Raw genomic sequence first — 22899 nt, forward strand, 5'->3', positions numbered from 1 at the left:
TATTTTAGAATATGGTTGATAAACGCAAATCCTACACAAAAGAAGATCTTATGGCATCTGGGCGAGGTGAATTGTTCGGAGAAAATGGGCCGCCATTACCATCAGGCAATATGCTGATGATGGACCGCATCATTGAGATGACAGAAAACGGTGGCACCCACGGTAAAGGCTATGTAGAAGCTGAACTAGACATTCATCCTGATTTGTGGTTTTTTGACTGCCATTTTACTGACGATCCGGTAATGCCGGGCTGTCTTGGCCTTGATGCGATGTGGCAATTAGTGGGATTCTTCCTTGGCTGGGTAGGTGGCGAAGGCAAAGGCCGCGCGCTTGGTGTTGGCGAAGTTAAATTTACTGGTCAGGTATTGCCAACAGCTAAAAAAATCACTTACCGCATTAATTTCAAACGTGTTATTAACCGTAAATTGATTATGGGTCTGGCGGATGGTGAAGTACTGGTAGATGGCAAAATTATCTATACTGCAACAGATCTGAAAGTGGGGCTGTTTAAAGATACCAGCACTTTCTGACAAATAATCAGTGAAATATCAAAAGGAAAGGTGACTGGCCGATTGCTTTTCACCTTTTTATTAAAAGCGAAACATCAAGTAACACAGTGTCTATATCTGGAGTGGCTTCTCCCCGCCCTGTCGAGGGTTTATGGCAATTTTTGCTAATATACTCTTCCCACAAAGATCATTCCGGTGACACCTCAAAATCTGGGGTTTGATACCCAGCAATGGCAATAGAACAGCTCTGAATTTTAGACCTGCCTGCACATATTTCAACGTAAAACCATACCGGATCAACCTGCATCATGGACACTCATTCCCTTTGACTGATTAGTACGCAATTGGCAAATTGTGCTATGCTCAAATGGACCTGGCATATCAAATAAGCTCACAAGAGCATACTGATAACAGGCAAAAATCATTAATAAAATTTATAATTAGTAATTATTATTAACAAACACAACCAAGGGTGATTTATATGAACATCAGAAAAATAGTGCTCATAATCATAGCATTGACTCTTACACCAACTGCTATAGCAAAACTAGATAGGATTGACGGTACTGTCGAAATGCTAAAAGCACCTAACACTAATGGAGACTGCTATGGAAAAATATCGACTCCTACTCGCGTACAAGGATTTAGATGGGTATGTACTATTAATGGTGGAGCGACGTTATTATCATTGCTTCAAACAGCCTATACAAGTCATGAAATTATAACCATATCAATCGATGGGATTGAGGAATATAGCCGTCTCTTTTGGGTTGAATTACATCATAAATGTTTATCAAACCCAGCTTACTGCAATTATTGAATTACTTCATTCCTCGCATTAGTAAGTAGATTATTTAATGGCCGCAATATCAGCCATGTTGAACAGGTTAAATAGGATATGTCACCTGGCGGCCATTGATTCACATTTTATTGAATTCGCAAATAAAATCTCAAAGGAGCACAACAACATGAAAAAATTGGAATCCTGACATTACTAATACTTATCGATTTATTACACACTGTGCATCAAGACCTTTATCGTACAATGTCTTAAAATAGATATTATTAGTGCCGTGATAAATTTATTTTATGTGATATGACCATTTTTACTTTAATCACCACAAAGAGAAATCTAAGCAGGAAGAATATCAACAAGACTTAATCTGACAGATATCTGTATTAATCAGTCACTGCCAGATCAAATTTAGGTTAATATACATTTATAAAAAGTAGAGATTTTGCTCACTTAATTATTACTTAATTCGTGGCCTTAGTTTGCCAGACTAAGCCATTGTTGCCCTGTCTTCCATAGCCTGACGCCACCCTCCTAACCAGTGAGAACGGGCATCTAATGAATAATAGGGGCAATGCTCCCTTGGACGTCCTAAAATGCCTGCATGATACCCTTTCGACAACGCACGTGCTAAACGATCTCGTTTCTGTCTCTTCATGCCTTATTTACCTCATAAGCTATATCAGTAGAAAGAAAACAGTGGTCGACATTTATCCAACCACAATTTAGAAATACCCTTATAAGTTTTGAAAATCAAGTCAAGAAATTCATATTAATGTAATATTTGTTATATCCGTACAAAAGAATCTATAACAGGCTAATAATAAAGAGAAATTTTTATCTTGCTGATAATAATTATTTATCTTCTCCGGGCGCAAAAGGCTTTAACACCCGGAGAATGACAGAGGTTAAGATTGGGAGATGAGTTGATTGGCAATAGCCTGCGCTAATTGGCTCCATCCTTTTGCTAATGTGCGAACTAAATCATCGTAACCATCTTCTTCCTGTTTTAGCTCCAGATTAAAAGGCTGTTTAACAACGCTCCCCTGATGGGTTAATGTCCAGTAACCTTGCAGAATCACCTTACCATCATAACGACCATGAAAACGGGTAACTGTCACATTCAAAGAATCCGGCTTATTAACCAATGGTTGGGCAGAAACCAAACGTCGGGGCAACGCCACGGTTAATTCAGCTACCAGCACTTGTTGTAATTGTTGGTCCAGTGGACTGGCCCATAAATGATTCACTGCACTAATATAACTGACATCACTGCTTTGATATACCACACCGGAGGATGACAGATAATCGGATAACATAACCCGTTGTACCCATAACTGACGATCATGCTGTACAGCAGCACTCTTTTGTGGTGTTACTTCTACTACCGGCAATTGGTAATACGTTTTTTCCGGCTGACTACTACAAGCAGAAATAAGAATCACTAAGATTAACGCCAATATTCTCATCATTTTTTAGCCTTCTTCGGTTCTGGATCTTCAATTGGTTTAGCCTCAAAAACTAACGCATTACTCTTATTATTCAGTGTCTTCAGCACGGGACGAAGCTCACTCAATACTTGATCCAGTCTCTGCATATTATCCAGCATCTTGTTATAAACCGGTGAGCCAGGCTGGAAACCTTGCATACTGCGGTTAAACTCCTGCAATGTCTTCTGTATATCTTTCGGCAGCTCTTTCGTTTCAGGATTTGCCAGCACTTTATTCAATTCATCAAGGGTCTTTTGCGCTTTTCTGATCGCCTTCTGGCTCTCTTCCAGAGTACGGATAGCCTGATTAAACATCGGTTCAACCGGCATATTATTAATTTTATCCAGCGCTGAAATGACTTTATGCTGAATCTGAGCAAGGCCACCACTGATTGTCGGTAATAACGGATAACCTGCGATCTCATACGGTCCAGCCCACCCTTTTTCATTCGGATAAAAATCCAAATCAATAAACAGAGCGCCAGTCAACAAGTTACCTGATTTGAGAGAAGCCCGCAGGCCACGTTTAGTTATGCTGTTCAGTTCTTTCTCAACATCAAACCCTTCTCCCAACTCTTTCTCAAAGCGTCCTGGTTCAATAGAGATAAGTACCGGAATACGAAAATCGTTATCCATACGCTGTATCATCCCTTCCGAATAGAACGGTACCTTTGCCACCGTCCCCAGACGAATCCCGCGAAACTCCACTGGCGCCCCCGGTTGTAACCCACGAACGGAATCAGAGAAGAGCAACAGATAATCTTTATGTTCGGTATATAAAGAATCCTGAATGCTTTTTTTATTATCGAAAAGTTTGTAAGTGGTCTTTTCTTTAACCGGTCCCCCCAGTTCCCAACCTTTAGGTACATCAAAGCTCACACCACCACCAAACAGAGTTGATAGCGAAGCCATGTCAACACGCACCCCTTGGGAAGACAGATCCACCGTGATACCACTTTCTTTCCAAAAACGGACATTAGTTGTCAGCAATCCGTCATAAGGTGCATTAATAAACAACTGGTATCGCATCAGGTGGGATTTTGGTTCAAACTCGCTGATTTCAACAGAGCCAACCCGATAGCCCCGAAACAACACTGGATCTCCCGGATTGAGCTGACCCGCTTTATCACTGATCAGTATTACACGGATACCTTTTGCGTCAGGTGAAGCCAATGGCGGTGAATCCAACAAATTAAATTTATCTTCTTCATCACCCAGTGTTCCCGGTTGAAGTTCAATAAAAGCCCCGGACAGAAGAGTACCAAGACCAGATATGCCATCACGGCCAATCTGCGGTTTCACCACCCAAAAGGCACTATCACTGTGTAATAGGGTTTCCATACCATCATGCAGCCGGGCCTTGATAATAACCTGGCTAAGATTATCACTCAGCATGACCCTCTCAACCACGCCAACATCCACACTGCGGCTCTTAATTTTAGTTTTACCTGCTTCAATTCCTTCTGCGTTGGAAGTAATCAGCGTCACTTCCGGCCCTTGGTGGCTGAAATGGTAAAATAATATCCAGGCACCAATAAGCACCGTCACAATCGGCACAATCCAGACTGGCGACCAACTTTTAATTTTATCGATTCTGGCCTGACTGTGGTCTTCAACTTTATCCGTCACTTTGACACTCCTTCATTGCCTTATAACGAATGTTTAACGTTGGTTCTATCCCAAATTAAACGAGGATCAAATGTAATTGCCGCAAACATAGTCAAGATCACAACTAAAGCAAAAATCACCGCCCCCATAGCAGGGTAGACACTCATCAATTTCCCCATACGCACCAGTGATGACAATATTGCAATAACAAATACATCAATCATTGACCAGCGGCCAACAAATTCCACAATTTCATAAATAAAGTGCATCTGTGCGGAATCCCGTTTACCGTGGCCTTTGGCATCCCAACACAACCAGCCAATCGCCAGCATTTTCAATGACGGCACCATAATACTGGCGATAAAAATGATTAAAGCTACCGGATATGAACCGACACTCCACAGTAATATCACCCCAGCAATAATCGTGGAATCACTCTGATTGCCGAGCGATTCGGTCACCATCATTGGCATGACATTAGCGGGAATATAAAACATTAAAGCCGTAACCAGCAGTGCCATTGTCCATTGCAGACTGTTACGCCGACGGGCATGTCCCCGGGTATGACAGCGTGAACACACCAGCTGGTCCACCGGTAAAATAGCCGTACAACACTGACATAGCCGTACACCCTGCACCAAACCCGATTTCCCAGCCTGTAACGGTATATCTACTTTAAGCGCGGGCACAATCTGGTTCCATAACCAGTGGCGATCCAAGCACTGAAATGCCCTCACCTGGAGAAGACAAAACAGGCAATATGGCAGAAAACTTACACCTAACTCAATATCACCATAAGCCATTAATTTGACGAAGCTGACTAATACCCCTGCCAGAAAGATTTCAACCATACACCAGTTTTTCATCTGAAATAGCACCCGGGCCAGCCAAACTCTTATCTTCTGAGAAATAACAACGCCCTGGCACAACAGGATAACCGCTACCATACAAAATGCAGGCACCAGCTGAACACAGAGCAGAAAAAATGTTCCTATACTGGCGTAATCTTCATTGAACAGTACCTGTGGGATTTGAGATAAGGTAATTTCGCTGCCAATTCCTGCCACATTCATGCGAACAAACGGAAATAAGCAAGCAATCAACAGCATAAATAATGCACTGATTGCATAACCCGTTGGTTGATGTTTAGGTTCCTTCCACCATGTGACTAACGTTGTTTTACAACGAGGACAAACCGCCTTCGTTCCCTGAATCCATTCTGGCAATACCACCAGCAAATCACATTGAGGGCACAATACCATGTCATGATGATGGTTATTGGAACACAAGGTCTTTCTCCTGTAAGGAAACCGGGAATATCCGCAGAATCATACTCAGAGTGATCTACGGAATAATTCCGCTAAATATGATGATTATTAGCCGTTTTTCAATGTTTCCAATTCCTGCCAGCGATCAAAAGCAGCTTCTAATGCTTGCTCTCTTTCAGACAATTTTGTCAATATTTTCTTGGTCTCTGCATGAGGTTGACTAAAAAACTCAGTATCACTCACTTGAGATTGTAATTGGTCAATCTCTTCTTCCAATTTCTCCAACAATGACGGTAATTGCTCTAATTCACGCAACAAATGGTGACTCATTTTGTTACCAGTACGTTTTGGTGACTCTTTAACCTTCTCTGCTTTAACTTCAGCCTGAAGTTTTTTCTCACTCTGCTGGCGCAGTGATACAGTCTGCGCACGCTGTTGCTGAGCATCGTAATAACCACCAACATAGTTTTTAATCACGCCATTGCCTTCAAAAATCCAGCATTCAGTCACTGAGTTATCAACAAACTGACGATCATGGCTGACCAGCAATACTGTACCTTTATAACTGTCCACCAGCTCTTCCAGCAATTCCAGTGTTTCCACATCCAAATCGTTGGTTGGTTCATCAAGCACCAGCAGATTACTGGGTTTCAGGAACAAACGCGCCAGTAACAAACGGTTCCTCTCTCCACCGGAAAGCGCTTTAACCGGCGTCATCGCCCGTTTAGGGTGAAACAGAAAATCCTGCAAATAACCCAGAATATGACGAGAACGGCCGTTAACCATCACTTCCTGCTTACCTTCAGCCAGGTTGTCCATCACCGTTTTTTCAGGATCAAGCGCTGCACGATGCTGATCAAAATAAGCAATCTCCAGCTTAGTACCACAATGAACGCGGCCGCTATCGGGTTGCAGATCGCCCTGCATCAATTTCAGTAAAGTTGTTTTACCGCAGCCATTTGGCCCCACCAGTGCAATTTTATCCCCACGCTGAATCTGAGCACTAAAATGACTGACCAGTTTCCTGTCACCAATCTGATAATTAACATTTTCCAGTTCAAATATAATCTTACCGGAACGACTTGCTTCTTCCATCTGTACTTTAGCTGTTCCCATCACCTCACGACGTTGGGAACGCTCAACACGTAATGCTTTCAACGCCCTGACGCGCCCTTCATTGCGGGTCCGGCGCGCTTTAATCCCCTGGCGAATCCACACTTCTTCCTGCGCCAATCTGCGATCAAATTCGGCGTTCTGCATTTCTTCCACACGCAACGCTTCTTCTTTGCCTTCAAGAAACTTGTCGTAATTACCCGGCCATGAAACCAATTTACCGCGATCCAAATCAACAATACGGGTTGCCATATTGCGAATAAACGAACGGTCATGGGAGATAAAAACAATACTGCCTTGAAAATCTTTCAGGAAATTTTCCAGCCATTCAATGGTATCAATATCCAGATGGTTGGTTGGCTCATCAAGAAACAAGACTTTTGGTGAACTGACCAGCGCCCTTCCCAATGCCGCCTTACGCAACCAGCCACCAGAAAGAGCAGAGAGTTTCTCTTCAGCAGGTAAAGAGAGCTGTTTCAACACGTCATTAATACGACTGTCCAGTGACCATAATCCACGGATATCCAGCACTTCCTGCAATTCCGCCAAACGGTTGAGGTTCTTCTCACTTGGATCATGCTCCACCAAACGGGAAACCTGATGGAAAGATTTAATGTATTCCGCCTGTTCCTGAACACCTTCGGCAATAAAATCAAAAACAGTCCCTTCTACATCACGGGGAGGATCCTGTTGTAACCGGGAAACGATCAGATCCTGTTCATAAATAACCTGGCCGTCATCCAGCGGTTGTTCTTTCGCTAATACCCGCAACAAAGTCGATTTTCCGGCGCCGTTACGGCCAACCAGACAAACCCTTTCATTTTCTTCTATATGCAATTCTGCATTATCAAGTAACGGCGCATCACTGAACGACAACCATGCACCGGATAAATTGATTAATGACATAGTAATTATTTTTCCTCACCAGCATGACGTAATAGCCAGCAGTTATGAATCTGACGGTTACGGGCAAAATCCTGCGACTGGGTTTTGCTGGTGATCTCTTCCACCACCAGGCCAATTTTTTCCAGCTCAGAAAAATCCATTTTAAAACCGCGTTTATTGTTGGAGAACATCAGAGTTCCACCACGACGCAACAGGCGCTTAAGCTGTTTCATCAACATGATATGGTCGCGTTGTACATCAAACGTATCTTCCATCCGTTTAGAATTGGAGAAAGTTGGCGGATCGATAAAAATCAAATCAAATTGTTCATGGGTCTGTGCCAACCAAGCGAGACAATCAGCCTGAATTAACCGGTGTTGACGTCCGGTCAACCCATTGGCCTGTAAGTTCCGTTCAGCCCACTCAAGATAAGTACGGGACATATCTACTGTCGTCGTTGAACGCGCGCCTCCCAGCCCAGTATGTACCGTTGCTGATCCGGTATAAGCGAACAGATTCAAAAAATCTTTTCCTTCACTCATTTCACCCAGCATTTTCCGGGCAATACGATGATCAAGGAACAGGCCCGTGTCCAAATAATCAGCCAGGTTGACCCAAAACTTTGTGCCATACTCATTTACCAGAAAGAATTCTTGTTTCTCTGCTATTTTCTCATACTGGCTTTTGCCCTTCTGGCGCTGACGGGTTTTAAGCACTAACTGATTTGATGAAAGCCCAAGAACCTGCATTGTTGCACTGATAACATCGAATAAACGCTGACGTGCTTTATTGGCATCAACACTTTTCGGTGGAGCATACTCCTGGATCACCACTTTATCCGCGTAACGGTCGACAGCAACGTTATATTCCGGTAAATCGGCATCATACAGACGATAGCAATCAATGCCTTGCTGTTTCGCCCATTTAGTGAATTTCTTTTCATTTTTGCGAAGACGGTTGGCATAATCTTCCGCCATATCCATCTCTGATGAGTGAGGTTTATCTGACAGTTGATAGTTTTTCTGTACGCAATCCAGTGGGCCATTTTTGGCTTTAAATTCACGTTCAGCCCGTAATTGCAAGCAACTTAACAATTCAGGCGACGCACTGAATAGAGAGAGGCGCCAACCAGGGAAGCGGCTTTTCATCACCCGGCCAAATAAACTGTGCAGTGCAACCAATGCCGGCTCACTTTCCAGACGCTCACCATAGGGTGGATTACTTAATACTGTTCCCACCGGTCCTTCCGGTAACGGGTTTTCCAAACGGCTTGCATCACCTTGCTGGAAAGTTATCAACTGTGCAACACCTGCTCTGCGGGCATTGGATCGCGCCATATCCAGTACTCTGCGATCAATATCAGAACCAACAAAACGGGCATTTGTCTCTTGAAGGCCTTTACGGAAACGGATCTGTGCTTCCGCAGTGACTTCACGCCATATTTCTTCATCATGTTTCAACCAAGCGGTAAAACCCCAATGATCACGATGCAACCCTGGCGCCCGATCAGTCGCCATCATTGCCGCTTCAATCAATAATGTGCCTGAACCACACATGGGATCGACCATTGGAGTATCAACCTGCCAACCTGAGCGCAGGATAATAGCGGCCGCCAGATTTTCTTTCAGCGGGGCCTGACCGGCAAGATCGCGGTAACCGCGGATATGCAGGCCTTCACCACTCAAATCCAGCGCAACACTGGCTTTTTCTTTATTCAGGAAAACATTAATACGGATATCCGGCTGCTGCTTTGCCACATTTGGACGCTGATCCAGCTTACGAATAAAACTATCAACAATGGCGTCTTTAACTCTGAGCGCGCCATATTGGGTATTCCGTATCTCTTCATTTGTGCCACTGAAATGCACAGAGAAAGTGCTGTCTACAGAGAAAACCTGGCTCCAATCAATAGACTGAACCCCAAGATAAAGATCTAAATCGCTGTAAATATTAAATTCGTTTAGCGGTAATAAAATGCGTGACGCCAGCCTGCTCCACATCAGACTTTTATACATCACGCTGTCATCACCTTGAAAATGAACCCCTCCCTGCACAATTTTGCATGATTGTGCACCCAGCATTTCCAGTTCGTTCTTTAAAAGTTCTTCTAATCCGCGCGCCGTGCTGGCAAACAGAGAGTTCATATTGCATATCACCAAAAAGAAAATTGTTACGCATTATAGCTAATCTGGGTGACATGTCATAAAGTTGCGCGTGTAAAAATGTTTCCCGAACTACATACATAATTCCCTGAAAAAATCGAGCACGATGATTATTACTATAATGAATTAATTATTACCATAACGAATTTATAACTACTGTCATAAAATGATTACACTCTAACAGGAGCTAACGCAACTCAATCAAAACAGTATGAAGGAGCAAGTTATGGCACGTATTGTCATTGCAGCGGTCGCAACACCCGGACATGTCTATCCGATGTTAAAGATCGCTCAATCACTGATAGCACAAGGACACCAAGTAACCGTATTCACCGGCGCATTATTTCGCCAACAAACAGAAGCTTTAAGTGCACAATTTGTCCCTTTTGATGAGCAGGTAGACTTTGATTACCGTCATTTAGAACAACATTTCCCCGACCGTGCACAGCTTCCGCCAGGAAATGTACAAATGGCACTGGCATTTAAAAATTTCTTCTCCGCCCCAATCCCACTTCTCGACCGTCAACTACGCCAGATTATCCGTGAACAACAGGCGGATCTGCTTATAGCCGAGAACTGCTTTTACGGCATATTGCCACTGCTGCAAGAAGAAAAGGCCCATCGTATTCCAGTTCTCACCATTGGCATAACGCCTCTGGCTTACTCTTCGAAAGATTCAATTTTCTGGGGACCACGTATCCCACCCGCAGTACTACCGCCAGAATTGACACATGAACAATTAGTGGATGAAGAAAACCGACAGCTGATAACCGAAGTGCAGGATAGCTTCAATGCCGCATTAATTCAGTCCGGGTACTCTACATTAACCCGATCTTTCAACGATGAAGTCATTTTCGGCTCTGATCGCTTTTTGCAACTATCAACCCTGGCTTTTGAATACCCACGAAAAGGATTACCTGATACAGTCCATTTTATTGGCCCACTCCCCAACCCTGCACAGACAACAGAATCACCTCAATTATGGGAAGAAGATGATCCACGGCCATTGGTTATAGTCACTCAGGGCACCATTTCCAATACAGATCTCAATCAGTTGATTTTCCCCACATTGCATGCACTGGCTAAATTACCTGTACGTGTATTGGCAACCACCGGTGGCAGATCGGTAGAAATACTGAGTAAAGATCTACCTGAAAACGTGCGCGTCGAAGAATTTATTTCATTTGAGCACTGGCTGCCGAAAGCTTCATTGCTGATATCCAACGGGGGCTACGGAACCATCAATTATGCTCTCAGCCACGGAACACCATTACTTATTGCCGATGCAGGAGAAGGCAAGCAGGAAGCAGCGTTTCGTGTTGTATGGGCTGGATGCGGTACTAATCTGGATACAGCACATCCCACTGAATCTCAACTTAAGCAAACAGTGGAAAATATGCTGAGTACAGACTTGTTTAAACAACGTGCGCAAATTGTCCAAAAAGATTACGCAAAACATGATGCATTAGCAGCAATATCCCGTCACGTAGAACAATTAATTCTCGAATAAAACCAATTAACTAAACCCTAGATACCTTCTTCTTTCCTCTCCGTTTTGGTGCTAACGCAGACCGACAGGGAGAGGAAATCGGCATATTTCATTACATCATAAAAAATAAATCAAAGTGATTATTGTAATAATTAATTATTATTCCTGTAATTAATTTATAATAGTAGTCATAAAATAATCACCCCCTGAGTCAGGAGCTAACTAGCGTAATTAAATCAAAACAGTACAAAGGAGCAAATTATGGCACGAATTGTCATTGCCGCGGTTGCAACACCCGGGCATGTCTATCCGATGTTAAAGGTAACTCAATCACTGATAACACAAGGACATCAAGTAACTGTCTTCACCGGCGCATTATTTCGCCAACAAGTAGAAGCTTTAAACGCAAAATTTATCCCTTTTGATGATCAGATAGACTTTGATTACCGCCACTTAAAGCAACGTTTTCCTGACCGAGCTCACCTTCCACCAGGAAATCTGCAAATGGCACTAGCATTTAAAGATTTCTTCTGTAGTCCAATCCCATTCCTCGACCGCCAGCTACAACAAATCATCCATGAACAGCAAGCAGAATTACTTATAGCCGAGAACTGCTTTTACGGCATATTGCCACTGCTGCAAAAAGAAAAAGCTCATCGCCTTCCAGTGATCATCATTGGCATAACGCCTCTGGCTTACTCTTCAAAAGATTCAATTTTCTGGGGGCCACGTATCCCACCCGCATTATTACCATCAGAATTGACACATGAACAACTCGTGGATGAGGAGACCCGACAACTAAAAACCGAAGTACAGGATAGCTTCAATGACGCATTAGCTCAGTCAGGATGCGCGACGTTAACCCGATTTTTCAACGATGAAGTCATTTTGGGCTCTGATCGCTTTTTGCAACTTTCAACCCTGGCATTTGAATACCCACGAGAAGGATTGCCTGATACAGTCCATTTTATTGGCCCACTCCCCAACCCCGCACCGACAACAGCACCACCTCAATTATGGGAAGAAGATGATCCACGACCATTGGTTATAGTCACTCAAGGTACCATGTCTAATACCGATCTAAACCAGTTAATTTTCCCCACATTACGTGCACTGGCTACATTACCAGTACGTGTATTAGCAACCACCGGTGGTAGATCGGTAGAAATACGACAGGAGAACATACCTAACAACGCACGTATTGAAGAATTTATCTCATTTGAGCACTGGCTAGCAAAAGCTTCATTGCTAATATCCAATGGGGGTTACGGAACCATTAATTACGCCCTCAACCACGGTACACCGGTGCTCATTGCCGATACAGGAGAAGGCAAACAGGAAACAGCGTTTCGCGTCGTATGGGCTGGATGTGGTATTAATCTGGATACAGCACAACCAACTGAATCTCAGCTTAAGCAAACAGTAGAGAACATGATGCGTACAAACTTGTTTAAACAACGCGCACAAATCGTCCAAAAAGATTACGCAAGCCACGATGCGCTGGCAGAGATTTCTAAGCACGTAGAACAATTAATTCTTGAGCAATAAAACCATTAATGCTTTGTTTCTCCTTTCCAATCCTCCGACTGACCGCATCACACGCCTACCACTCCGGCAGGCGTGTGCTTTGTTATGGAGTATTCAATATGTTCAAATACAAAAGATTTGGCGGATATACAGCCTGAATCAATGTGCCAAGCGGATATATAATCAAGTGTCGTATACGCACGTTTGCTGGTGAAAGTGTCGTATTTTTGCTACTCTTATTGATAATATTTTCTGGAGATATCCCATGACTATCAAGGCCCGAATTCAGGTACGCTTGAAACGATCAAAACGATATGTCTTCACCCGCAATGACTTTAAGGACATTGCCGGTTACGATCAGGTAGGAAGGGTACTACGCACTCTGGTCAAAGAAGGCCAACTGCTTAAAGTGGGATATGGTATTTACACAAAAGCACGGAAAAACGCCATTACCGGGAAAATTATGCCTGCTTCGCCCGGAGGCTCTGATGCTGTCATTCTTGAAGCGCTGGAACGTTTAAAAGTGAGATACTGCCTGGATGGTGCTTCTGCTGCTTATACAAACGGTAAATCAACACAGGTTCCTGCTTATACTCAAATCAAAATCACACCTCGGTTTAAACGTGTGTTATCCGTAGGGAATAGTCGGTTAAATGGATGATTTACCTGGTTTATTTGCGGATGTTGCCGATGCGCTAGGTATCGGATCAGTTTCTATTGTGGAAAAAGATTACTACGTCGTTGAACTGCTTCGTCTTCTCCAGCCTTTAGTGTTTGATACTCATAAGCTGGTGTTTGCTGGCGGGACAGCCCTGGCAAAAGCCGGGATTACACTCAATCGGATGTCTGAAGATGTGGATATCAAACTGGTTCCACACAACCTAACTTCTTAGCAGATACCCATTATTCGCGGACACAACGCAAAAATATCAGAAAGGCTATTCTCCAGACGATATCAGAGGCCATTACAACATCTGGTCTTTTTGGGTTTGACGATAGCAATCCAAAGATTACACGGGATGAATACCGCTACAATGATATTCCGATTCTCTATCCCCAGCACGTTGTACAGGCTCCTTGTTTGAAGCCATTTATCAAACTGGAGTTGATGGAGTCTGATCTTCTGGAAACAGCGGAACAACGTGATATCCGCTCATTTGTCGCGGAACTGACAGATAAAGGGCGAGTAGTTGCAGGGTTTCCTTGCGTGACAATTATCAGCACACAGGCCGAAAAATTGGTAGCTATGTTGAGGCGGACTGCCGCATTTATGCGTAATATCGACAGAAAAGATGACGAATCACTAGTGCGCCATCTGCATGATAACTACTGTATTGTGAATGCGCAGAGAACGAATATCCACCAGCTTGCCCATTTTGTACAACAGGCCATTGAACAAGATATTCAGCGTTATGGCCGCCAGTATCCCCAGTTTCAGATTTCACCTGTTGATGAAATCAGGACTGGGCTGGAGGAACTGGAAAATAACCCCGTATACCAGCAACGCTACCAGCAATTCGTGATACCGATGGTCTTTGAAAATAACAGAGTCTCTTGGGCAGAAGCTTATGATTGTTTTCGGCAAACGGCTTTATCTGTCCTGGACGTACTACATTAACTACCTAACCAATAACTTCTTACACTACTTACTCAATTCTGTTGAAGAATAGAAGACAGAAGAGAGTCAGAAAAGGGAACAGCTGATACATACTCCAAGGAGTGGAGGAAATTAACTTAAAGCGCTTCTTTATTTCCCAAGCCGGCCATATCCCCTACTCCACTCTATTATCATTGTTCTGAAACAATGGAAAATATTGCAATGGGTGATCTGTAACTATTACATATCATGGGTAGGTTTCCACTGTAATAGTGAACCGATCATTTTAAAACAGCGAGAACAACAAGGAATAAAAGTGCTTTACAGATATCCGGTAGGAAGGTGTAAATATGGTAAAATTTCCTCAGATGATAAAGAACCACTTTCTCAATTAACAATGGTAATTATACTCTGGTTTATCGTTGTATTCCAAAAAGTGGTTTTACTTCCAAGAATCGCAGAGCAAATAGATCTTAAACTCAAATCAAACCGCAGTGCCATAAATTGGCATACGGACAGGTTCCACAAATGGCATCAATCGATCATTCATAATTTTGATTGGATCGCAAAAGCTCATTACGCGATCAGATAACGTTAATTTCGGTTGAGCCAGCAAACAAAGACTCGCACTATCTCCAGCCTCCGCCACCAGAAATATAGCCTCTGTTCTGCAATCCTGAAGCCGTACCTGAATTAACTCTCCTTGTACAGGCTTTTCTATCATAGCAAACCGGGAAAAATACCAGCTTCTTGGCATTTGCGGCTTTATAAAGCGAAAAGCAACTAACGCATTAAGAATTAATTCGGCCCTGAATTCATCTGAAATATTAATCCGGCGTGTCTGTTCTTCAAAACAATAATAAAGCGCCGCATCTTCTACAGAAAATGAAGTCTCTCCCATTGCATAAGGTGTCAGCATCTTTGCAGGAAAACAGGAACGAAAAACCATACCCTTAGACAGATCGAGCATTACGCGGTCATGGTCAGTATCAAAATACCAGCGCCATTGGTCATCAGGTTTAAGTTTCATGGGTCATCCTTATTATGCAAAAAAACTGACATCGCTAAATAGATGCACTAAACAGATTGTAAATAACTTGTCCGCTATTCAGTGAAATAAGCCTTGCCATATAGTTCGATATATGAAGGACTGATAAAAATTTAGACGATCAGAGCGAATATAGACGAGTTGGGGGCAAAAATAAACCCCCAATGATAAATTAACAACAAAATTTAGATATGATTGACGATATCTTTGACTAATTTTGGACCATGATAGATAAATCCGGAGAAAATCTGTATTAAAGAGGCCCCTGCGGCTATTTTTTCTCTGGCCGCAGTCAGTGAATCTATTCCTCCAACACCGATAATAGGAATTTCACCTCTTAGCTCTTGAGAGAGCTGGCGAATAACGTCTGTACTACGTAACTGAATCGGTCGGCCACTTAATCCACCAGCTTGTTGGCAATAGTTAAGACCCTCAACTAATTTCCTGTCTAATGTTGTATTAGTCGCAATAGCACCATCGATATTATGACGAATTAAACTATCTGCAATTTGGATCAACTCTTCTTCAGAAAGATCTGGTGCAATTTTTACCGCAACAGGAACATATTTTTGATATTTTTGCTGAAGCTCACCCTGCTTACCTTTAATCGCAGACAATAAATCATCCAGCGCTTCGCCATATTGCAGTGTTCTTAAACCAGGAGTGTTTGGTGAAGAAATATTAATCGCAATATAGCCGGCATAAGGATAAATTTTCTCCATGCAGATTAAATAATCATCTTTCCCATGCTCTACAGGCGTATCTTTATTTTTACCAATATTGATCCCAATAACTCCACCATATTTTGCCTTTTTGACATTTTCCACCAGGTTATCGACACCAAGATTATTGAAGCCCATACGGTTAATTATCCCTTCAGCTTCAACAATACGGAATAATCTGGGTTTATCGTTTCCTGCCTGAGCTCGTGGGGTTACAGTACCAATTTCAATAAAACCAAATCCCATTGCACCAAATGCATCAATACAATCGCCATCTTTATCAAGACCTGCGGCCAGACCAAGGGGATTTTTAAATGACAGGCCCATACACGTAACGGGTTTTGTAGCAACTGATTGATGGATAAGAAATTCGAAAGGACTACCGCTAATGCGCTTGAGCTGGCGGAAAGTTAACTCGTGCGCCCGTTCCGGATCAAGCTGGAACAACGCCTTCCTGATGAGAGAGTAATACATGCGATCTCCTGAGATCAAGATAACAGGGAGTGACTGCCGTAAATTAAGCGCCGGGCATCTTAATAAGATCTGATCCGAAAGTAAACGATGGCAAGAATAAATTTATTATCCTGGATAACAAGTCAAAAAAAATATCGGGCTAAAATAACCATTAGCCCGATAAATAGCTATCAGCTTTCTAACGCCTTAGTGATTTTCTCAAACAGATCACCAGACAGGTTTTCCAATCCTTTCAATTGCTCCAGCGCATTACACATCATGCTTTGGCGTTTTTCGTCATAACGTTTCAGACGAATCAACGGTTCAATCAAACGGGAAGCAACCTGTGGGTTACGGCTGTTAAGATCAGTCAAAATTTCCAACAGGAACTGATAACCACTGCCATCTTCAGCATGGAATGCCATCGGGTTGTTAACAAATGCACCAACCAGAGCACGCACTCTGTTTGGGTTACTCATGCTAAATGAACGATGATTCAATAGATTACGCACATTAGTGAGAACATCTGCCGCCGGACTACTTGCTTGTAAGCTAAACCATTTATCCATAACCAAGCCATCCTGATGCCATCTCTCATCAAATTCCACCATCAGTTGATCACAGCAAGGCAGTTCCGCTATCACCGCGCCAGATAACGCCGCCAATGCATCAGTCATATTGTCAGATTGATGATATTGATTTGATATCAGTTTATCGGCCTGCTCCTGAGAGCCAAAGGCCAGATAATATAAACAGATATTACGTAGAGAACGTTTGGCAATATCCTGATGATCGACGCGGTATGCACCTATATTGATAGAGTTATAAACCACAGCAAACTCATCCGCCATTTCCTGCGCCAAAGTACAGGTGATTGCATTTAGAACTTCATGAATCGCCTTCGGATCGATAATCGTAAATAATTCCGCCATCTCACCTTCTGACGGCAAAGTCAGAATATGAGCAGCCAGAGCCGAATCAATATTACTATCCAGCAACACCGCGCGGAAAGCATCGACCACATGCATTGGCAATTCGATCGGCTGCTTCTGCTGGTAACGGATAACATTCAGTTTGATATGGTTTGCCATCAGCGACTGAGCCGCATCCCAGCGGGAAAACGCATTACGGGCATGTTTCATCAAAAATGCCAATTGCTGATCGCTGAATGGGTAATCCAATTTCACTGGTGCCGAGAATTCCCGTAATAAAGAAGGAACCGGCAATGACGGCACATCATCAAATACAAATGTCTGCTCTGCGTTGGTTACATTCAGCACATGGTGAACCGGCTGACCATCATAACGCAGTGGGATCACATGGCCTTTGCTGTCATAAAGCTCAATATCCAGTGGAATATGCAGAGGTTGTTTCTCTTTTTGATCGGCGGTAGGAGGGGTCATCTGGCTGACATGCAACTTATACTGCCGCTTTTGCGCATTATATTCATCACGAACGGTCAGCACCGGTGTACCAGACTGGCTATACCAGCGACGGAAAAGAGACAGATCGACATTTGATGCATCTTCCATTGCCTGAACAAAATCATCACATGTTGCAGCACTGCCATCATGACGATGAACATAAAGCTGCATCCCTGCCTGGAATTGCTCTTCACCCAGCAGGGTATGAATCATACGGATAACTTCCGCGCCCTTCTCATACACAGTCACTGTATAGAAGTTATTCATCTCAATCACTTTATCAGGGCGAATTGGATGCGCCATTGGGCTGGCATCTTCAGCAAACTGGGCTGCACGCATAACGCGCACGTTATTGATACGATTAACAGAACGGGAGCCAAGATCAGAGCTAAATTCCTGATCGCGGAATACCGTCAATCCCTCTTTCAGACTAAGCTGAAACCAATCGCGACAAGTGATACGGTTACCGGTCCAATTATGGAAATATTCATGGCCGATCACGGCTTCTATACCAAGGTAATCTTTATCCGTCGCCGTTTCAGATTTTGCCAGCACATATTTGGAGTTAAAAACGTTCAGGCCCTTATTCTCCATTGCGCCCATGTTGAAGAAATCCACCGCGACAATCATATAAATATCAAGGTCATACTCAAGACCAAAACGGGTTTCATCCCATTTCATGGCATTTTTCAGGGAAGTCATTGCCCAATCAGCCCGGTCGAGATTACCACGGTCAACAAACAGCTCCAGTGCAACTTCACGGCCACTACGGGTGGTAAAAGTATCGCGTAAAACATCGAAATCACCTGCAACTAGCGCGAACAGATAACTGGGTTTTGGGAATGGATCCTGCCATTTCACCCAATGACGCCCATCATCCGTTTCCCCTTGTTCAACCCGGTTACCATTTGAAAGCAGATACGGATATTTGGCTTTATCAGCTGTAATGCGAGTTGTAAAACGAGCCAGTACATCGGGACGATCAAAATAGTAGGTAATGTGGCGAAAACCCTCGGCTTCACACTGGGTACAAAGTGCATCGCCAGAGACATACAAACCTTCCAGAGCGGTGTTTTTCGCTGGGTGGATCTCATTAACAATTTTCAAAGTGAACTGAGCCGGCAATTGCTCAATGACCAGAGTTTCATCCTGTTCACGGTAATGTTCCCACGGTTGGCCATCCACATGAAGACTTTTCAATGTCAAGTCTTCACCATTCAGCACCAACGGCGTTATTTCATGACTCAGACGTTTTATCTGGCTAATGGCGGTGACTTCTGTGCTATCAGCATCAAGATTAAAATCAAGTTCAATATCAGAAATCGTATAGTCCGGAGCGCGATAATCCCGGCGGTATTTAGCTTGTCGCTGTTGTGTCATAAGAAACCTTTTTGTCGTTTCGTACTTATGGAATTAATTCAATACCAAATCTTACGCTGCCACAGAAAGAGGTTAAAGTTCAAGAGTGAAGTAACGCACCTTCTGGCATTAAACATGCATTAAGAACACGTATGATGTTATGTAAAGAATAGTTTGCTAATTTGGTGCTTGTTATCACTTAATGATCAAATAACATGATAACATTTAACCAAAGACCTTTTTAATTTCGATCTTCATGGTGAATGATATGATGTTATGTGACTTCAATAACAAAATAATCCCGGTATACTCTTCCAACTTTATCGATTTAGCTGACACGAATAGGCTCCGTGAGGATGCATAACGCGCTATGACCCTAGACGCTACCCCGATTATTAAATCACTGCTTGATACTGACGCTTATAAACTTCATATGCAACAAGCAGTGTACCACCACTACAGCCACATGCCTGTCGTTGCAGAGTTTCGCTGCCGCGGTGATGAACTGCTGGGTGAATATGCCAAAGAATTACGCCATCAGGTTAATATGATGGCTGATCTGGCATTAACCGATGCTGAGTTTAATTATCTTTCCAGCCTGCCTTTTTTCAAGGCTGATTATCTGGACTGGTTTAAAACCTTTCGTTTCAATCCACAGCAAGTCAATATTTCTGTAACCGATAGTGGTCAGTTAGCTATCCGTATTTCAGGATTATGGCATGAAGTCATTATGTGGGAAGTACCATTATTGGCGCTGCTCAGTGAGCTGGTTCACCGTTATCACCCACTGGATAACGCGGCTGAAAATGCAGTCAACCAGCTTCGCAAATTAATTAAACTGTTCTATCAAGACGCGGAAAATGAAGGAATCGATCTCTCCGGTTTCAAACTGATGGATTTCGGCACACGCCGCCGTTTCTCACACAGTGTTCAACATGCCATTGTCAGTGAACTACAACAGAATTTCCCTTACCTGATTGGCACCAGCAACTATCAACTTGCACAACAACTTGGGATCTCCCCTGTTGGTACGCAGGCGCATGAATGGTTTCAAGCTCACCAGCAAATCAGCCCGGAACTGGCAAGCAGCCAACGGGAGGCATTACAAAGTTGGTTAAATGAATATCCTAACCAATTAGGTATCGCCCTGACTGACTGCATCACAATGGATGCTTTCCTGCGGGACTTTGATGCCCAGTTTGCCAACAGATACCAGGGCTTACGCCATGATTCAGGCGATCCGATTGAATGGGGTGAAAAAGCGATCGCCCACTATCAAAAACTGGGCATCGATCCGCTGACGAAGACCCTGGTATTTTCTGACAGCCTGGATTTCCAGAAAGCGCTGGCGCTTTATCGCCATTTCCACAACAGAATAAACCTGATTTTCGGTATCGGCACACGGCTGACCTGCAACATTCCAGGCGTTAAGCCACTGAACATCGTTATCAAACTTGTCGAATGTAATGGCAAACCGGTAGCAAAACTGTCAGACAGCCCCGGCAAAACCATTTGTGAAGATAATGAGTTTGTTAACCGGCTACGTGCCGCTTTTGATATACCGCAGGTCAAGCAAGCTTGTTAACACAATTTTGTTTAAAACACGACTGTGCCGCTGGCAAATAAAGCAGCGGCACATCTGAAAAAAACCGTTTCCCTCTCATTCACCATGCAAATTAGTGATTTCCACTTGTTTCCTGGAATATGGCAAGTAACATAGAACAAGCTGCCCCTTGTATAGGGGTATTCATTTTCACCAACTTGAATTGATAAAAGAAGAGAGAAATTTATGAGCGTAGCGCCTGTAGTCGACGTACTGCAAGGCCGGGTTGCGGTTGATAGTGAAATCACCGTTCGCGGCTGGATCCGTACAAGGAGAGATTCTAAAGCTGGTATCTCTTTCCTCGCCGTCTATGACGGTTCCTGCTTTAATCCATTACAGGCCGTCGTTAATAATAATTTGCCCAATTATCAGAATGAAATTTTGTCTTTAACCACCGGCTGTTCTGTCGAAGTCACAGGGACAGTTGTTGCTTCCCTTGGTCAGGGACAGAATTTTGAACTGCAAGCGACGAAAGTGGTGGTGATCGGCATGGTTGAAGATCCTGATACCTATCCGATGGCCGCCAAACGCCACAGCATTGAATATCTGCGCGAAGTGGCGCATCTGCGGCCACGCACCAACCTGATTGGCGCAGTTGCCCGTATGCGTCATACTCTTGCGCAAGCTCTGCACCGTTTCTTCCATGAAAACGGCTACTTCTGGGTTTCAACCCCGCTGATCACTGCGGCTGATACAGAAGGCGCCGGTGAAATGTTCCGTGTCTCCACGCTGGATCTGCAAAATCTGCCGCTAACTGATAAAGGTGAAGTGGATTTCAACCAGGATTTCTTCGGCCGTGAAGCTTTCCTGACCGTATCCGGCCAGTTGAACGGCGAAGCCTATGCCTGTGCATTAAGCAAAGTTTACACATTCGGCCCGACTTTCCGTGCTGAAAACTCTAATACCAGCCGCCATCTGGCAGAATTCTGGATGCTTGAGCCGGAAATTGCCTTCGCTAACCTCAACGATGCCGCCTCACTGGCTGAGAATATGCTGAAATATGTTTTCAAAGCCGCATTAGAAGAACGCGCTGATGATCTGCAATTCTTTGCTGAACGTGTAGATAAAGACGTTATCACCCGTCTGGAGAAATTTATCCATTCTGACTTTGCTCAAATTGATTACACCGATGCCGTTGAAATCCTGCAAAATTGCGGCCAGGAATTTGAAAACCCGGTATTTTGGGGTGTTGACCTCTCATCAGAACATGAGCGCTATCTGGCAGAAAAACACTTCCAGGCACCGGTGGTAGTGAAAAACTATCCAAAAGATATTAAAGCCTTCTATATGCGAATGAACGACGACGGTAAAACCGTTGCAGCAATGGATGTTCTCGCGCCGGGCATTGGTGAGATTATCGGCGGCTCACAGCGTGAAGAGCGTTTGGATAGGCTGGATAAACGTATGGAAGAGATGGGACTTAATAAAGAAGATTACTGGTGGTACCGTGACCTGCGTCGCTATGGCACTGTTCCTCATTCCGGATTCGGATTAGGCTTTGAGCGTTTGGTCGCTTATGTGACCGGTGTCGCAAATGTGCGTGATGTTATCCCATTCCCACGTACTCCAAGAAGCGCCAATTTCTAATACTTCCATAAAGTAAATATTAAAAAATCATTATGTATATAAAGCCAGCGAAAGCTGGCTTTTTTATTTCTTTAATCCAATTTTCGATCAAAAATCTGCTTATATTTACATTTTCACACACATTATTTTCACTTTATTACAAAATACATCACTTTGTATCAATTTAATGGTGGATCAAGCTCACTACCAATGAAAGACTGTGCCCCGACACGGACAATTACGGCGTTCTCATAAATAGTTTCAAAGATTTTCTTAAAGGAATT

16 protein-coding genes and 1 pseudogene are annotated in these 22899 nt (G+C 43.5%); 8 read left to right on the forward strand and 9 right to left on the reverse strand.

Going from position 1 to position 22899, the window contains the following annotated elements; translation table 11 throughout:
• The first annotated feature begins 11 nt into the window (after nucleotides 1-11).
• The gene (fabA, locus tag VY86_RS22100; protein ID WP_046976582.1) at nucleotides 12-530 is read left to right on the forward strand and encodes a bifunctional 3-hydroxydecanoyl-ACP dehydratase/trans-2-decenoyl-ACP isomerase; all 519 of its coding nucleotides are present in this window, start codon (nucleotides 12-14) and stop codon (nucleotides 528-530) included.
• A gap of 460 nt (nucleotides 531-990) precedes the next feature.
• The gene (locus tag VY86_RS22105) at nucleotides 991-1329 is read left to right on the forward strand and encodes a hypothetical protein (protein WP_046976583.1); all 339 of its coding nucleotides are present in this window, start codon (nucleotides 991-993) and stop codon (nucleotides 1327-1329) included.
• 463 nt (nucleotides 1330-1792) lie between these two features.
• Here the strand turns inward: VY86_RS22105 and rmf are convergent, their stop codons facing one another.
• The 6 genes from rmf to rlmKL form a co-directional block, all read right to left on the reverse strand.
• Entirely contained in the window at nucleotides 1793-1960 is a 168-nt protein-coding gene (rmf, locus tag VY86_RS23860) for a ribosome modulation factor (protein ID WP_071881064.1), read from the reverse strand.
• A gap of 250 nt (nucleotides 1961-2210) precedes the next feature.
• On the reverse strand, nucleotides 2211-2774 hold the full coding sequence (gene pqiC, locus VY86_RS22110) for a membrane integrity-associated transporter subunit PqiC (RefSeq protein WP_046976584.1): 564 nt from the start codon (nucleotides 2772-2774) through the stop codon (nucleotides 2211-2213).
• Entirely contained in the window at nucleotides 2771-4420 is a 1650-nt protein-coding gene (gene pqiB, locus VY86_RS22115) for an intermembrane transport protein PqiB (RefSeq protein ID WP_046976585.1), read from the reverse strand. Before pqiB ends, pqiC begins: the two co-directional genes overlap by 4 nt.
• Before the next feature lie 20 nt (nucleotides 4421-4440).
• Nucleotides 4441-5661: a membrane integrity-associated transporter subunit PqiA gene (gene pqiA, locus VY86_RS22120; protein WP_228939694.1), complete on the reverse strand. Its 1221-nt coding sequence runs from the start codon at nucleotides 5659-5661 to the stop codon at nucleotides 4441-4443.
• Between the two features lie 114 nt (nucleotides 5662-5775).
• Nucleotides 5776-7686, reverse strand: a complete 1911-nt coding sequence (locus tag VY86_RS22125; protein WP_046976587.1) for an ABC transporter ATP-binding protein — start codon at nucleotides 7684-7686, stop codon at nucleotides 5776-5778.
• 5 nt (nucleotides 7687-7691) lie between these two features.
• Nucleotides 7692-9809 carry a bifunctional 23S rRNA (guanine(2069)-N(7))-methyltransferase RlmK/23S rRNA (guanine(2445)-N(2))-methyltransferase RlmL gene (gene rlmKL, locus VY86_RS22130; protein WP_046976588.1) on the reverse strand — a complete coding sequence of 706 codons (2118 nt, stop codon included), beginning with the start codon at nucleotides 9807-9809 and terminating at the stop codon, nucleotides 7692-7694.
• Nucleotides 9810-10053: 244 nt separating this feature from the next.
• On the opposite strand from rlmKL, the gene VY86_RS22135 reads away from it, so the two are divergent.
• From VY86_RS22135 to VY86_RS22150, 4 genes and pseudogenes are all read left to right on the forward strand, one after another.
• Nucleotides 10054-11337: a glycosyltransferase gene (locus VY86_RS22135; RefSeq protein ID WP_082111286.1), complete on the forward strand. Its 1284-nt coding sequence runs from the start codon at nucleotides 10054-10056 to the stop codon at nucleotides 11335-11337.
• Between the two features lie 240 nt (nucleotides 11338-11577).
• Nucleotides 11578-12864 carry a glycosyltransferase gene (locus tag VY86_RS22140; RefSeq protein ID WP_082111287.1) on the forward strand — a complete coding sequence of 429 codons (1287 nt, stop codon included), beginning with the start codon at nucleotides 11578-11580 and terminating at the stop codon, nucleotides 12862-12864.
• A gap of 244 nt (nucleotides 12865-13108) precedes the next feature.
• Entirely contained in the window at nucleotides 13109-13504 is a 396-nt protein-coding gene (locus VY86_RS22145; protein WP_021324919.1) for a DUF6088 family protein, read from the forward strand.
• Nucleotides 13497-14461, forward strand: a pseudogene (locus tag VY86_RS22150) (nucleotidyl transferase AbiEii/AbiGii toxin family protein). The gene VY86_RS22145 and the pseudogene VY86_RS22150 overlap by 8 nt, the downstream one beginning before the upstream one ends.
• A 463-nt stretch (nucleotides 14462-14924) precedes the next feature.
• On the opposite strand, the gene VY86_RS22155 reads toward VY86_RS22150, so the two are convergent.
• The 3 genes from VY86_RS22155 to pepN form a co-directional block, all read right to left on the reverse strand.
• Nucleotides 14925-15470, reverse strand: a complete 546-nt coding sequence (locus tag VY86_RS22155; RefSeq protein ID WP_046976589.1) for a cell division protein ZapC — start codon at nucleotides 15468-15470, stop codon at nucleotides 14925-14927.
• Nucleotides 15471-15673: 203 nt separating this feature from the next.
• Entirely contained in the window at nucleotides 15674-16684 is a 1011-nt protein-coding gene (gene pyrD / locus VY86_RS22160; protein WP_046976590.1) for a quinone-dependent dihydroorotate dehydrogenase, read from the reverse strand.
• A 170-nt stretch (nucleotides 16685-16854) separates the two neighbouring features.
• Nucleotides 16855-19467 carry an aminopeptidase N gene (pepN, locus tag VY86_RS22165; RefSeq protein ID WP_046976591.1) on the reverse strand — a complete coding sequence of 871 codons (2613 nt, stop codon included), beginning with the start codon at nucleotides 19465-19467 and terminating at the stop codon, nucleotides 16855-16857.
• 349 nt (nucleotides 19468-19816) lie between these two features.
• On the opposite strand from pepN, the gene pncB reads away from it, so the two are divergent.
• Entirely contained in the window at nucleotides 19817-21031 is a 1215-nt protein-coding gene (gene pncB / locus VY86_RS22170) for a nicotinate phosphoribosyltransferase (RefSeq protein ID WP_046976592.1), read from the forward strand.
• Nucleotides 21032-21235: 204 nt separating this feature from the next.
• On the forward strand, nucleotides 21236-22636 hold the full coding sequence (asnS, locus tag VY86_RS22175; RefSeq protein ID WP_046976593.1) for an asparagine--tRNA ligase: 1401 nt from the start codon (nucleotides 21236-21238) through the stop codon (nucleotides 22634-22636).
• Nucleotides 22637-22899 lie beyond the last annotated feature (263 nt).

It is taken from the genome of Photorhabdus thracensis (assembly GCF_001010285.1).
Lineage (GTDB): Bacteria > Pseudomonadota > Gammaproteobacteria > Enterobacterales > Enterobacteriaceae > Photorhabdus > Photorhabdus temperata.

Excerpts from the sequence above, each read along its gene's own strand:
- pyrD (WP_046976590.1), bottom strand. The coding sequence starts at position 16,684 with ATGTATTACTCTCTCATCAGGAAGGCGTTGTTCCAGCTTGATCCGGAA.
- pqiA (WP_228939694.1), bottom strand. The coding sequence starts at position 5,661 with ATGGTATTGTGCCCTCAATGTGATTTGCTGGTGGTATTGCCAGAATGG.
- VY86_RS22140 (WP_082111287.1), top strand. The coding sequence starts at position 11,578 with ATGGCACGAATTGTCATTGCCGCGGTTGCAACACCCGGGCATGTCTAT.
- VY86_RS22145 (WP_021324919.1), top strand. The coding sequence starts at position 13,109 with ATGACTATCAAGGCCCGAATTCAGGTACGCTTGAAACGATCAAAACGA.
- pqiC (WP_046976584.1), bottom strand. The coding sequence starts at position 2,774 with ATGATGAGAATATTGGCGTTAATCTTAGTGATTCTTATTTCTGCTTGT.
- VY86_RS22135 (WP_082111286.1), top strand. The coding sequence starts at position 10,054 with ATGGCACGTATTGTCATTGCAGCGGTCGCAACACCCGGACATGTCTAT.
- fabA (WP_046976582.1), top strand. The coding sequence starts at position 12 with ATGGTTGATAAACGCAAATCCTACACAAAAGAAGATCTTATGGCATCT.
- VY86_RS22155 (WP_046976589.1), bottom strand. The coding sequence starts at position 15,470 with ATGAAACTTAAACCTGATGACCAATGGCGCTGGTATTTTGATACTGAC.
- rlmKL (WP_046976588.1), bottom strand. The coding sequence starts at position 9,809 with ATGAACTCTCTGTTTGCCAGCACGGCGCGCGGATTAGAAGAACTTTTA.
- rmf (WP_071881064.1), bottom strand. The coding sequence starts at position 1,960 with ATGAAGAGACAGAAACGAGATCGTTTAGCACGTGCGTTGTCGAAAGGG.
- pncB (WP_046976592.1), top strand. The coding sequence starts at position 19,817 with ATGACCCTAGACGCTACCCCGATTATTAAATCACTGCTTGATACTGAC.
- asnS (WP_046976593.1), top strand. The coding sequence starts at position 21,236 with ATGAGCGTAGCGCCTGTAGTCGACGTACTGCAAGGCCGGGTTGCGGTT.
- pepN (WP_046976591.1), bottom strand. The coding sequence starts at position 19,467 with ATGACACAACAGCGACAAGCTAAATACCGCCGGGATTATCGCGCTCCG.
- VY86_RS22125 (WP_046976587.1), bottom strand. The coding sequence starts at position 7,686 with ATGTCATTAATCAATTTATCCGGTGCATGGTTGTCGTTCAGTGATGCG.
- VY86_RS22105 (WP_046976583.1), top strand. The coding sequence starts at position 991 with ATGAACATCAGAAAAATAGTGCTCATAATCATAGCATTGACTCTTACA.